The 13,004-nt window shown below is 40.7% G+C and carries 14 protein-coding genes, 1 tRNA gene and 1 pseudogene; 12 read left to right on the top strand and 4 right to left on the bottom strand.

What is annotated here, in order from left to right; genetic code table 11:
* The first annotated feature begins 71 nt into the window (after positions 1-71).
* Positions 72-1,052, top strand: coding sequence for a hypothetical protein (locus tag H6F92_RS17085; protein ID WP_190358832.1), 981 nt, complete (start codon positions 72-74; stop codon positions 1,050-1,052).
* 279 nt (positions 1,053-1,331) lie between these two features.
* Here the strand turns inward: H6F92_RS17085 and H6F92_RS26585 are convergent, their stop codons facing one another.
* Positions 1,332-1,457: a hypothetical protein gene (locus H6F92_RS26585; protein ID WP_265795761.1), complete on the bottom strand. Its 126-nt coding sequence runs from the start codon at positions 1,455-1,457 to the stop codon at positions 1,332-1,334.
* A 194-nt stretch (positions 1,458-1,651) separates the two neighbouring features.
* Here H6F92_RS26585 and H6F92_RS17075 point away from each other — a divergent pair, with 194 nt between their 5' ends.
* Positions 1,652-2,596 carry a DUF4351 domain-containing protein gene (locus H6F92_RS17075; protein WP_190358831.1) on the top strand — a complete coding sequence of 315 codons (945 nt, stop codon included), beginning with the start codon at positions 1,652-1,654 and terminating at the stop codon, positions 2,594-2,596.
* Between the two features lie 39 nt (positions 2,597-2,635).
* Entirely contained in the window at positions 2,636-3,139 is a 504-nt protein-coding gene (locus tag H6F92_RS17070; protein WP_190358830.1) for a hypothetical protein, read from the top strand.
* Positions 3,140-3,559: 420 nt separating this feature from the next.
* On the opposite strand, the gene H6F92_RS17065 is transcribed toward H6F92_RS17070, so the two are convergent.
* Positions 3,560-3,631: transfer RNA gene (locus H6F92_RS17065), tRNA-Thr, on the bottom strand.
* 59 nt (positions 3,632-3,690) lie between these two features.
* Here H6F92_RS17065 and H6F92_RS17060 point away from each other — a divergent pair.
* From H6F92_RS17060 to H6F92_RS17045, 4 genes are all read left to right on the top strand, one after another.
* Positions 3,691-3,945 carry a DUF3493 domain-containing protein gene (locus tag H6F92_RS17060; RefSeq protein WP_190358829.1) on the top strand — a complete coding sequence of 85 codons (255 nt, stop codon included), beginning with the start codon at positions 3,691-3,693 and terminating at the stop codon, positions 3,943-3,945.
* A gap of 221 nt (positions 3,946-4,166) precedes the next feature.
* Positions 4,167-4,460 carry an RNA recognition motif domain-containing protein gene (locus tag H6F92_RS17055; protein ID WP_190358828.1) on the top strand — a complete coding sequence of 98 codons (294 nt, stop codon included), beginning with the start codon at positions 4,167-4,169 and terminating at the stop codon, positions 4,458-4,460.
* 198 nt (positions 4,461-4,658) lie between these two features.
* Positions 4,659-7,178, top strand: a complete 2,520-nt coding sequence (locus H6F92_RS17050; RefSeq protein WP_190358827.1) for a glycogen/starch/alpha-glucan phosphorylase — start codon at positions 4,659-4,661, stop codon at positions 7,176-7,178.
* A gap of 180 nt (positions 7,179-7,358) precedes the next feature.
* Positions 7,359-7,640 (top strand): hemolysin XhlA family protein, encoded by a 282-nt coding sequence (locus H6F92_RS17045; RefSeq protein ID WP_002736843.1) that lies wholly within the window; start codon positions 7,359-7,361, stop codon positions 7,638-7,640.
* A 111-nt stretch (positions 7,641-7,751) separates the two neighbouring features.
* On the opposite strand, the gene H6F92_RS17040 is transcribed toward H6F92_RS17045, so the two are convergent.
* Both H6F92_RS17040 and H6F92_RS17035 read right to left on the bottom strand, forming a co-directional pair.
* Positions 7,752-8,174 carry a type II toxin-antitoxin system VapC family toxin gene (locus tag H6F92_RS17040; protein WP_190358826.1) on the bottom strand — a complete coding sequence of 141 codons (423 nt, stop codon included), beginning with the start codon at positions 8,172-8,174 and terminating at the stop codon, positions 7,752-7,754.
* Positions 8,161-8,421: a hypothetical protein gene (locus H6F92_RS17035; RefSeq protein ID WP_002740817.1), complete on the bottom strand. Its 261-nt coding sequence runs from the start codon at positions 8,419-8,421 to the stop codon at positions 8,161-8,163. Before H6F92_RS17035 ends, H6F92_RS17040 begins: the two co-directional genes overlap by 14 nt.
* A gap of 182 nt (positions 8,422-8,603) precedes the next feature.
* On the opposite strand from H6F92_RS17035, the gene H6F92_RS17030 reads away from it, so the two are divergent.
* From H6F92_RS17030 to H6F92_RS17010, 5 genes and pseudogenes are all read left to right on the top strand, one after another.
* The gene (locus H6F92_RS17030; protein WP_190358825.1) at positions 8,604-8,756 is read left to right on the top strand and encodes a hypothetical protein; all 153 of its coding nucleotides are present in this window, start codon (positions 8,604-8,606) and stop codon (positions 8,754-8,756) included.
* Positions 8,757-9,061: 305 nt separating this feature from the next.
* Positions 9,062-9,343 carry a type II toxin-antitoxin system RelE/ParE family toxin gene (locus tag H6F92_RS17025; RefSeq protein ID WP_190358824.1) on the top strand — a complete coding sequence of 94 codons (282 nt, stop codon included), beginning with the start codon at positions 9,062-9,064 and terminating at the stop codon, positions 9,341-9,343.
* A 9-nt stretch (positions 9,344-9,352) separates the two neighbouring features.
* Entirely contained in the window at positions 9,353-9,667 is a 315-nt protein-coding gene (locus H6F92_RS17020; protein ID WP_190358823.1) for a HigA family addiction module antitoxin, read from the top strand.
* A gap of 168 nt (positions 9,668-9,835) precedes the next feature.
* Positions 9,836-10,099 (top strand): annotated as a pseudogene (locus H6F92_RS17015) (hypothetical protein); the annotation flags it as partial.
* A 227-nt stretch (positions 10,100-10,326) separates the two neighbouring features.
* Positions 10,327-12,579, top strand: a complete 2,253-nt coding sequence (locus H6F92_RS17010; RefSeq protein WP_190358822.1) for a tetratricopeptide repeat protein — start codon at positions 10,327-10,329, stop codon at positions 12,577-12,579.
* Positions 12,580-13,004 lie beyond the last annotated feature (425 nt).

Here is a 13,004-nt window from a genome sequence, read left to right as displayed (position 1 = left end):
ATCTCTTTTTTGAACTAAAATTACTGATTCTCTAGTTATCCCCTGGTTCTTCAACTTTAGGAGCTAAACTTATGAAGAAAATGTTTACTTTTTGGCCTTGGTTAGCTACCGTTGGGGTGGCCTGGTCTTTGGGTTTTTTTTATAACGTACACTACGGTGGTGAATTAAAGTGGCTCCTACAAATGTACGAACAAAAAGTCTCTTTTGCCAAGCAGATACAAGCACCGAGACGAATAATTTTTGCGGGGGGGTCGGGAGTACAATATAGTATTAACTCTCAATTCCTAGAACAAGAGCTAAAAATCCCAGTTTTTAACTTTGGTTTACAGGGAGATTTGGGATTAAATGTTATTTGCCCAATTATTTTAGAACAGGTACGTCCGGGGGATATAGTGGTTCTCAGTCCTGAATATTTGATGTTACTGGATGATGATGGTATTGGTTATGGTGATGGTTTATTTGGTTCGGTTCCCTTTGGTGTTGCTATTGGAAAACCTGGTTTAGGAAATATACCCTTAGAACAATTAGTTTCCGAGACTTGGTTAATGGGAGTTCCTAGTTTACGCGCTATGGTAAAAACTGCTGTTGATGTTATACAAACAGGAAAAGCTAGGGGTTATTTATCAGATCCAATCACAGAAAAAGGAGATCCTACCGTAGTCAAACATCGTACAGGTAAATGGTGGGCTAGAACATTTGATCGACCTGTTTCGCAACACTCCCTCAAACGCATCGCTCAATTTCAAGAGGAGTTAAAAGCTAAAGGTGCTGATTTAGTAGTTTCTCTCTCTTGGGTTTATGCTAAGACCGATGAAACTACTGTAAAAAATGTTAAAAAAACTATTGAAGAATTGTCTAATATAGTACCTTTAATCTACAATCCAAAAACTCTTAATCTGCAAACAGATTCTAGTTTATTTGCCGATACCCATGAGCATTTATTACCAGAAGCAAGAATAAGACGCTCTAAGGAACTGGTGCAACAACTACGTCCTATAATTCAGGAAAAAACTCCTCAAAATCATCGAATTATTTCTATTCTCAATCGATAATTTAGAATTAGATAGAACCCTTGTACTAGCAAGAGCTTTGGTGGAGATAGCAGGGAATTGATTTAACCGGCAAAATTACCGTAAATTTCCCTGAATTTATTCAATTTTAATTTTTGGAATTGTTCTTTCTTCAATAAAGGTTCTTTTCCTCTCGGATGTTCCTGACCCTTTTTCTTGATATTTTTAACTCCTTCTTCTCCTAATTGATTAGATATTTTGAGAATTTTTAAAACTATATTGATAATCTAATCCGACAGCTACTGTCGCCTTTTTGATTGTCTATCCTAAAGATATTTTACCTAACCAGTGCCATCTTCTTGTTGCCACTGAGTCTTGACTGGTTCTGTATTTATCTTTCGGTTCCTCTGAACTTAGATGTTCGGATGAGTACGCTTTCTTGGGCATTTTATCTCCTCGTCCTTACTCGTCTTACTAGAGGATTTGCTATTACCCCGCGCTCAAATTTGTGCTACTATGGAAGGGAATATCGAGGATTTAATTTCTTTGTCTCCTAGTGCTAGTCATTGGAAAATCTTTGATAATTACTACAAAAAGTTATGAAGATAAGCTGAAGGATTCCTCGTTGATAATTATTAGGTATGAATGATGTTATTGACCATGATCGTTTATTTAAGGAATTAATTGCAACTTTTTTTGTTGAATTTATTCAGCTGTTTTTTCCTGAGATTATCAATTATTTAGAGCCTAATCAGATCACATTTTTAGACAAAGAAGTCTTTACCGATGTCACGGAAGGAGAAAAGTATGAAAGTGATTTAGTCGCCCAAGTTCAATTTCGAGGACAATCATCATTTTTCTTAATTCATCTAGAAGCACAGTCTAGCTCTCAACCGGAATTTAATCGGCGAATGTTTACTTATTTTGCTCGTCTGCATCAAAAATTTGCCTTACCAGTTTATCCGATTGTCATATTCTCCTATGATCGTCCGCAAAAAGAAGCAATTCGTCAATACAAAATTGAGTTTCCTGACTTAAAAGTGTTAGAATTTAACTATCAAGTTGTCCAGTTAAATCGCTTGAATTGGCGGGATTTTCTCAATCAATCTAATCCCGTCGCAGCCGCTTTGATGGCCAAGATGAAAATTGCCCCTCGCGATAGAGCAAAAGTTAAGGCACAATGTCTAAGATTATTGGTAACATTAAGATTAGATGCCGCTAGAATGCAATTGATTTCAGGCTTTGTCGATACCTATCTCAATCTCAACTCGTCCGAGGAGATAGAATTTCAACAGGAGATTAGCACATTTATTCAACCCGAACAGGAGGGAGTTATGCAGATTACCACCAGTTGGATGCGCCGCGGTTTAGAACAGGGTTTAGAACAGGGTTTAGAACAGGGTTTAGCAAGAGAAAGAAATCTAATTATTCGTCTGATTAAACGTAAGTTAGGAGCTATTGATGTGGCTCTAGAGAGTCGGATTATAACCTTGAATATTGATGCTCTGGAACGAGTGGGGGAAGCTTTATTGGATTTTTCGACAGTGGAGGATTTAACTAATTGGTTAAATACTTTAGATGCTTAGTATTTTTCTCTTAAACTTCACAGAAGGCTAGGTATGGATATGAGTATAACTTTTGAAAATGCTATCCAACAAACTCAAGATTTACTAAGTCAAATTGAGTTTTTAGATACCGAGACAATCACTCAGAAATTTACTGAGTTAGTCTCGACAGAAAATGGAGCTAGGGGATTTTTTGTTACTTACTTAACTAGCGATTTATCCCCTACGGAATATCCTAGTTTAGAAGTCATCACTGCTTTAAAAACTTCCCCAATACTGGTGAATGAATTATTAGTCAAAAATCTGGCTATGTCCACGGCAATGGTTATCTATCATCGCAGTCAAGGGGACGAAGAAAACGCCCAAGGTTCTGAGAAAGTCCAAGAAAAAACCAGTCAACTAATTAAGGAGTTATTGTCGCCGTCCTTAGGGGAAAAATTACAACAATTAGCCACCAGTTTAAACACAGGACAAGGAGAATATCAAGCCTTTCTAGAACGCTGGGGATATGACGATTGCCAACGTCAAGCGATCGCAGAAATCATTCAACCTTTTCTTCAGTAACTAGGGTTTGCTGAAAAAGTTTCTTGGTGGGAGCAGGGTGTAGGGTGTGGCCCCCCCTGCCCCCACCCCCCCTGCCCCTAGGGCTGATTCATTCTCTAGTTTGATTCCTTGTTTGTCTGTCTTCAATCGCTTACGGGGCAAGCAAAGCAAGGCATTTTAAAAATTTTTCAGATATTTGTTCTGAGAAATTGACTGAAAACCTTGCCAGATAAGGATTTGATTGAATGACATTTGCGAGAATGAAACGACCCTAGGGGCAGGGGGGGGTGTGGGGTTTTACCCATTCCGCTCACTCCGGGGTCCGACACTTTTGGATGGTCAAAAAGTCTAAAAAAGTCTAAAAGTGTTATCCAACAAGGTTTTTAGATTTATTCAGGCGGACTTCGGTATTTCTGAGTCAACTTTTAGGAGGAAAACCCAAGCCGATGATGGGATTTGAACCCACGACCAATTGATTACGAATCAACTACTCTACCACTGAGCTACATCGGCACATTGCCAATTTCCGATTATATCACGGACAATAGATACAAAGCTAGAAAGATTTTTTTATGAGCAAATCCCCTCGACTCGATCCCCAAAAATACGCGCGCTTGCAAGAGGAAGCCGCCAATCCCTACCGAGGTCTGCGGCAGTTTCTCTATCTCGGTTTAGGTGCTTCTGGTTTCATCGGTGCGGTGGTGTTTCTGGCCCAATTAGCGGCAGCCAGGGACGTCGCCACCGCCTTACCCAATTTTGCCCTACAAACTGGTGTGGTGGCCCTGATGATTTGGTTATTTCGTCGGGAAAAAAAGGCTGGCGGTTGAGGGAGTAGCCACCGATGGACAAAACAGTCTCTTGCCCCGCAGAATAAAAGTTAACATTAACTCCAGTCTTTTCGTGTTATGATCGGGGGGAGAGTCAAGATTGGTGTTCAAGTTCGTTTTCAGTATTAATTCGGTAAGTCTTTTACTTTAGTATTGTTCGGCTTCTCCCTGAATTTTGTGTCTCCACACCGTTTCGAGTATTGTTCGAGGATTCAAGTATTATGTCTATTTTTGTTGGTAATCTCTCTTACGAGATTTCCCAAGAAGATCTGGTCGATGTCTTTGCAGAGTACGGCAAAGTTAAAAGGGTTCATATTCCCGTGGACAAAGAGACACAGCGCAAACGCGGTTTCGCCTTCGTGGAAATGGAAAGTAAAGCCCAGGAAACCGCCGCAATTGAGGCACTAGATGGTGCTGACTGGATGGGGCGATCAATTAAAGTTAACGAAGCCCGCGAGCGTGAAGAGCGCGCACCCTTCAATGGTGGTGGTGGTGACAGAAAAAAACGCTATTAAGCTTTTTTTGTGAATAATTGTGGGAGGGTGGACAGGGTTCACCCTTTTTTTGTCGGCAATTACGATCGCCGTTTCGCTCAAAACCAATAGAAATCTAAATGTCTGAGTCTCTCTAAAAGGTAACAAGTAAACTATAAAGGATATCGTTATCAGGTATGATCGGCGATCAACTCCCGAATATATGGACAACAAAAACCCATGGAGACAACCTATATAGCTGATGGGCGTGAAGTGCTTCAATGCCCCACTTTAGTTGAAGACGATCGCACGGGCATGAGTCCCGAAACCCTAAAACGGGCTTTTCTGGACAATCTGTTTTATTTGCAAGGGGTTAACCGCACTAATGCTAGTCCCTACAATTACTATGTCGCCCTTGCCTACACTGTTCGCGATCGCCTGCTGCGTCGTTTTCTGAAATCCACCGACACCTACAAACAGGAAAAAGTTAAGCTCGTCTGCTATTTCTCGGCCGAATTTCTCATGGGGCGGTATTTAGGTAATAATCTCGCCAATTTGGGTATTTATGACCTAATCAAAGAGACGATCGAGGAATTAGGTCTTGATTTTGAGGAAATTATCGAACAGGAACCGGATCCCGGCCTCGGCAACGGCGGTTTAGGGCGTTTAGCGGCTTGTTTCCTTGATTCTCTCGCTTCCCTAGAAATTCCCGCCATCGGTTACGGTATCCGCTACGAATTTGGCATTTTCCATCAAATGATCCAAAACGGTTGGCAGGTGGAAATCCCCGATAACTGGCTACGCTTCGGCAATCCTTGGGAATTACCCCGTCCCGATGAAAGTGTGGAAGTAAAACTGGGGGGCCGGACGGAAATCTATCACGATGATAAGGGACAGGAACGGGTACAATGGCTGCCGGAACGTCGGGTTTTAGCCATTCCCCACGATACCCCCGTCCCGGGTTATAAAACCAACACGGTGAACGCTTTGCGTCTCTGGAAAGCAGAAGCGAGTGAATCGTTTAATTTTGAGGCTTTTAACGCCGGGTTATACGATCAATCCGTGGCTGAAAAAATGGACGCGGAAACCATTTCTAAAGTCCTTTATCCCAACGATAACACCCCCGCCGGTCGCGAATTACGTCTCGCCCAACAATACTTTTTTGTGGCCGCTTCCCTGCAAGATTTAATTCGCATTCACCTAAAAAGCCACAAAAATCTGCAAAATTTCCACGAAACCGCCGCTATTCAACTGAACGATACTCACCCCGCCATTGCGATCGCTGAGTTAATGCGTTTGTTAGTGGATGAAAACGGCTTAGAATGGTCAAAAGCTTGGACAATTACCCAAAAAACCTTCGCTTATACCAATCATACCCTATTGCCGGAAGCCCTAGAACGTTGGTCGGCGGATCTGCTGGGGAAATTGCTACCCCGACATCTAGAAATTATCTACCTGATCAATCACTTTTTCCTCGACGATGTGCGGACTTGGTTTCCCGATAACGAGGAATTATTGGGCAAATTGTCGATAGTTGAAGAAGCTGGTTGGGGTAATAAACAAATTCGCATGGCTAATTTAGCCTGTGTGGGTAGTCACTCGATTAACGGAGTCGCTGCCTTACACACCGAGTTACTGCAAAAAGACACCCTGAAAGAGTTTGCCATGCTCTGGCCGGAAAAATTCTACAATAAAACCAATGGTGTCACCCCGCGCCGGTGGATTTTATTGAGCAATCCCCAATTATCGGCACTATTTACCGAAAAAATCGGCGATAATTGGTTAAAAGACCTGAAGGAATTGCGAAAACTGGAACAATACCTTGATGATCCCGAATTTCGTCAGCGTTGGTATGAAATTAAACAGGCGAATAAGGCCGATTTAGCGGCTTATATGCTGAAAACCCGCAATATCGAGGTGGATGTTAATTCGATTTTCGATGTGCAGGTAAAACGGATTCACGAATACAAACGCCAACATCTGGCAGTTCTGCACATTATCGCCCTTTACAATCGCATTAAACAGAACCCCCAGATCGATATTGTGCCGCGCACTTTTATCTTTGGTGGTAAGGCAGCCCCCGGTTACTTTATGGCGAAGTTAATTATTAAGTTAACTAATGCTGTGGCTGAAATTGTGAATAAGGATCCTGATGTCCGAGGTCGTTTAAAAGTGGTTTTCCTGCCTAACTTTAACGTTTCTTTGGGTCAACGCATCTATCCTTCGGCGGATCTTTCCGAACAGATTTCTACGGCGGGTAAGGAAGCTTCCGGAACCGGTAATATGAAGTTTGCCATGAATGGCTCCCTCACCATCGGGACTCTGGACGGTGCTAATATCGAAATTCGCGAGGAAGCAGGGGCAGAAAATTTCTTCCTTTTTGGCTTGACAGCAGAAGAAGTTTATGCTAAGAAAGCACACGGTTATGAACCGATGAGCTATTACAAAAATAATCGCGAATTGAAGGGAGTGATCGATCGAATTAAGAGTGGTTATTTTAGCCATGGTGACCCGGAATTATTCAGACCGATCGTTGATTCTCTCCTCTACGATGACCAGTATATGCTTTTAGCTGATTATCAATCCTACGCTGATTGTCAGGAACAGGTAAGTGAAGCTTATCGCGATCGGGACAAGTGGACGCGGATGTCGATTCTTAACTCGGTTCGCATGGCTAAATTCTCTAGCGATCGCACAATCTGGGAATATTGTCAAGAGATTTGGAAAGTTAATCCGGTCAAGATTAGTTTAGAGGATTAAAAAACTCGGTCAAGTTCGGGTTTAGTCTTTGACTAGCCCGAATTCTGGAACCGTCGCCCCAAAAATGCTTTGTGAAAAGGATAAAATTTATTATTTTTTGCTATCCAAGAACTGGCTCAACAATTTTGAGTTTTAGGGTGAATGATGGGGGGAGCTTTTTGATTATGAGGAAAAATATAAATGTCAGTAATAATTGAACAAAACCTAGGGGAAATTTTAGCTCAAATTAATCACAAATTAGAGAATTTACAAAAAGATGTTACAGACATCAAAATTGAGTTAACAGAAGCTAAGGGGGAAAGACAGGTATTAAAGGTGGAAATCGATAACCTGAAGCAAGATGTTAAGGCAATTAAAGGTTCACAACAGGCTCAAATTTGGACATTAATTGGTATTTTAATTACGGCGGTAGGAGGGTTTTTAGTGGCAGTGGGTAGGTTTGTTATTTCCGGTAATCCTTAATTACAATACCGTCTAAACTATGATTGAGAGTGATTGAATGATGGACTATGATTAGATTGTTTTTAGACAATCACACAATCACAAAAATCCTATTCATTTGATTCCCAAGTACTAAGGATATTCTAAGAATAAATTTTGAAAAGTATGGTTATCCTGCCAGCGATAGATTGAAAAATCGCGGCGATCTGACGTTAAAATTCTCCCGTGTCCTAAGTTTTCAGCTAATACTACTAATGAAGCATCAGCTAGATCCATTGGTATATCTTCATAACGGTCCATGAGTTGTTCCATTCGTCTAACATGATTTGATTGTAATTCAAATACTTCAAAACCACCTGCTAAGAAATTTTGAATAAATAGCAGTTGAGCATGATTACCGAGACGAGTTAGCAAAAGGTAACAAGTTTCGGTGACAACACACCAGGTTGTTATTAGGGGTTCTCGCAATCTTTGAATTACAAGCTGTGCTTGTTGATGATGATGATCTTGCTCATTGGCGAGGGCCAACCAGAAGCCTGTATCAACTATAATCATGTTTGGCTGACCATTCTTCCTTCAGGATGGTTTTATAATTAGTAGAAAGATCGGGCGAACCTTGTCCACACCCAATAAAACCGCTTTCTTTCAGCACTTTAAGGGAATCTGAGTTGCGCGGGTGTAGTTTGGTATATTGTTGCTCAATAACTTGATTGAGCAGGGTAGTGATATCCTGATCGCTATGTTGTTGGATGTAGGCGAGTTTTTCCCTTTGTTCTTGGCTAAGATGAATGGTGATGTCCATAGTCCTTCTCCTTAATAATGTCTAAACTATGATTAGAATGATTGAATAATCGACTATGACTAGGTTATCCTTTGTCCTTGACAATCACGAATATTTATTGTATCACACTATATCATAAGGTCGCTCTCTCTCAAAAAAAAATCACAATCCATCACATAATCACATCAATCACAATCAAAATAATGAATGAACAACGCGCCCAAGCTTATGTTAATTTAATTGAACAGTTGCTCGCTTGTACTAATGATGAGGAACTCAATAATATTCTACAAGCTAATCAGGAATTGATTGATCCCGAATTGTTGCCGGTGATGGAAACCTATGCAACGGGGTGAAAATAATAAGGATACAATAATAACCATGCAGATTGATTTAACACAAAACTTTGGGCAATATCTCAACCCTCAAGCGAGAAATATAGAAGAATAGGAGGTGTTTTTAACTGTTGGGGACATTGACAACAGGCTAAGGTGTTGTTAGTATGTCCAACATGAAGGCTACCGCGATCATTTGTCGTCGCGTCATCTTGGCCCCAGACGCATTCGCAGAAGTCACTGTCTGGCCTGTTCCCCAACCAGTTCTGCCATTGGAGCATCCTTACGTCATATACTTAAAAGTAGGATAAGAAATTGTTTAGAGAGTGATCCAAAACTTTAAAGATAAAGAAGCTCAAAAAGTTTTTGAACGTAAACATTCGCGTAAATTGCCATTAGATATCCAACAAGTGGCATTGCGAAAATTGCGGATGCTTAATCGTGCGGAAACCCTGCAAGATCTTCGTGTCCCACCAGCAAATCGATTGGAACGTCTGGTTGGTGACAGGGAAGGTCAATATAGCATTCGGGTTAACGATCAATGGCGAATTTGCTTTGTCTGGCAAAACGGTGATGCTCTAGACGGAGAAATCGTTGATTATCATTGAGGTAAAATAATGAATGAAGATAAACTAATGCCAATTCATCCCGGAGAGGTTCTTTTAGAGGAATTTATCAAGCCAATGAACCTTAGTCAGAATCAAATAGCTCTGGCTCTTGGAGTTCCCGAACAATGTATTAACGAAATCGTTCACGGAAAGCGGTGTATCACGGCGGATATAGCTCTTCGGTTAGCTCGTTATTTTGATATGTCACCGCGATTTTGGCTGGGATTACAAATGGATTACGATCTGGACGTTGTTGAAGATGAAATAGGAGATCAATTGGCCAAAGAAGTTGCTGTAATGACAGTTATTTGTGCAGAAAAGTAATTTGTTTGATATGTTCTAAGGCAGAAACTTGGAATATATCAAACAAATTTGGCAGCGACCCCCCTTGACAATCACGAATATTTATTGTATCACGTTAAATCATAAGGTTGGTCTCTCTCAAAAAAAATCACAGTTCATCACATAATCACATCAATCACAGTACAGACAATGAATGAACAACGCGCCCAAGCTTATGTTAATTTAATTGAACAGTTGCTCACTTGTACTAATGGTGAGGAAATCAATAATATTCTGCAAGCAAATCAGGAATTGATTGATCCCGAATTCTTGCAGGTGATGGAAAACTATGCAACATGGTTAGAACAACAAGGAAATAATAATCCTGCTGCTTTGTTACGCGATATAGCGCAATGGTTGGGGCAGTTTCTCAACCCTCAAGCGGGAAGTATAGAGGAATATCAGGAGTTTTTATTAGTGGGACTTAGGCATTTTCGGGCAGCAAAAAAGGCTCAAACCATTACGGGACAAAGGGTTAACCTCAATTTATGATTTTCCTTGATCTATCTGGGTTTCAGCGATTTTGGGCTTCTCGAAGTAAATCCCAAGCGGGGATTGGAGTTGAGGCTTTTATCGATTTGTTTTTTGTCTAAGTCCCATTAGAAGTCTTACAAGCAGAAGCAGAGAGTAATGATCCTGCGATGGTTTATCCTATCCTACAACGCCGTCAACATCTGTTAGATGATACTTTTGCCCAAGTGTTGCAACAATGGGCTAGGAAGGTGTTTTCTCAAGGGAAACCAGAAGAAGTGGCAGTTATTGCCGGGGTGATTCAAAATTTATGTATTGATATTTCACAGTTTCCTTTGGGAAGTCGGGCTAATAATCTAGAAATTGCTATTACAGGCTATCACACTGTCTTAGAAGTCCATACCCGTGAAGCTTTTCCTGATGAATGGGGACAAACACAAAATAATCTGGGGACTGCTTATAATAATCGCATCCTTGGGGAAAGGGCAGATAATCTAGAGTTAGCGATCGCAGCCTATAACCTGTCTTTAGAGGTATATACCCGTGATGCCTTTCCTGAAGATTGGGCAAGGACACAAAATAATTTGGGGAATGCTTATAGTGATCGCATTAGAGGGAAAAGGGCAGATAATCTAGAGTTAGCGATCACAGCTTTAAACCAGTCTTTAGAAGTCCATACCCGTGAAGCTTTTCCTGAACAATGGGCAATGACACAAAATAATTTGGGGGGTGCTTATCAAAGTCGCATTCTTGGGAAAAGGGCAGATAATCTAGAGTTAGCTATCACGGCCTATAACCAGTCTTTAGAAGTAAGAACCCGTGAAGCTTTTCCTGAAGATTGGGCAAGGACACAAAATAATCTGGGGATAGCTTATAGTGAGAGAATCAGAGAGAAAAGGGCTGATAATCTAGAGTCGGCGATCAAAGCTTATAACCAGTCTTTAGAAGTAAGAACCCGTGACTTTTCTTATGAATGGGCAAACACACAAAATAATCTGGGTGCTGTTTATTCAATTCGCATCAGAGGGGACAGGGCTGATAATCTAGAGTTAGCGATCAAAGCTTATAACCAGTCTTTAGAAGTATATACCCGTGAAGCGTTTCCTGAAGATTGGGCAGGGTCACAAAATAATCTGGGGGCTGTTTATAGAAATCGCATCAGAGGAGAAAGGGCTGATAATCTAGAGTTAGCTATTAAGGCTTATAAGCAGTTATTAGAAGTATATACCCGTGAAGATTTTCCTGAAGATTGGGCAAGGTCACAAAATAATCTGGGAACTGCTTATAGTGAGAGAATCAGAGGGGAAAGGGCAGATAATCTGGAGTTTGCTATTGAGGCTTATAAGCAGTCATTAGAAGTATATACCCGTAAAGCCTTTCCTGAAAAATGGGCAATGATACAAAATAATCTGGGGAATGCTTATAGAAATCGCATCAGAGGGGAAAGGGCAGATAATCTGGAGTTAGCTATTGCAGCTTATAAGCAGTCATTAGAAGTATATACCCGTGAAGCCTTTCCTGAAAAATGGGCAACGACACAAAATAATCTAGGTGCTGCTTATTCAATTCGCATCAGAGGGGAAAAGCCAGATAATCTAGAGAAAGCGATCACAGCTTATAACCTGTCACTAGAAGTATATACCCCGACGGCTTTTCCTATAGACTGTTTAGGAACAGGACGAAACTTAGGGAATGCTGCTAACTTTAAAGAAGACTGGGAAACCGCCATCAAAGGCTACAACTTAGCCATCGAAGCCGTAGAAAATACCCGACTCGAAGCCTTAAACCCCCAACGACAACAAGAAATCCTCTCAGAGGCAATGGATGTTTATCATGGCATAGTTCAATCCTATCTCAACCTCAATCAAAAAGATCGCGCTTTAGAATACATTGAACGTAGCAAAACCCGCTATCTAGTCCAATTGTTTACCGAACGAGATATCTATCCTAAAGGTGATATCCCCCAAACTATTATTACGGAATTAGATCGCCTCCGTCGTGCCATTATTGGGGAAGAACAACAGTTAGCCATCCAAGAACAAACCCGCAATCGGGGAGAAATTTTAACCCCAGATGAACAAAAACAACCCATCTTAAATGACTATACTCACCTCAATTATTTAAAACAAGAATTAAATCAACTCATTGACCGTGAAATAACTCCCATAGACCCCACTTTTAGCTTAACTCAAAAGTTTGAAAGCATTCCTCTAAGTGAGATTCAATCCTTAATTGATCAAGATACTGCCATCTTAGAATGGTATATTGCAGGGGATAGTATTATGGCGTTTATTGTTACTAATGAGGGTTTGATCCCCCCTAACCCTAGGGTCGTTTCATTCTCGCAAATGTCATTCAATCAAATCCTTATCTGGCAAGGTTTTCAGTCAATTTCTCAGAACAAATATCTGAAAAATTTTTAAAATGCCTTGCTTTGCTTGCCCCGTAAGCGATTGAAGACAGACAAACAAGGAATCAAACTAGAGAATGAATCAGCCCTAGGGTTAGGGGGGATCAAACCTTTTGAAGGGGGGTTAGGGGTAGGGTTGATTCATTTAAATTAAGTACAGCGGATTTTGAGTCAATAAATTTGAATGAAAATTCTCAAGTTTATCTTTTTCTAATCAAAAGAGTTAGTGACAATAACTAATCTTTAATCTTCTGCCAATATTTATTATGAATAGATTGATAAAGCCTGTTCCCAAGCCACTAAAAGCCTATCTCTCTTGAAATTGTCTGAGAGTACATCCTGTTAATTTAGCTAATTTTTCTGCTTCTTACGTCGATAAAACTATCAGTTTTTCCCAACGTTCAGCTAACCACCTCTGTCCCTCTGTTATTGAGAGAA

Source organism: Microcystis wesenbergii FACHB-1317 (genome assembly GCF_014696875.1).
In the GTDB taxonomy this organism is placed as follows: domain Bacteria; phylum Cyanobacteriota; class Cyanobacteriia; order Cyanobacteriales; family Microcystaceae; genus Microcystis; species Microcystis wesenbergii_A.
Note: the sequence above shows the minus strand (reverse complement) of the source record. Positions and strands in the feature narration are given on the sequence as shown.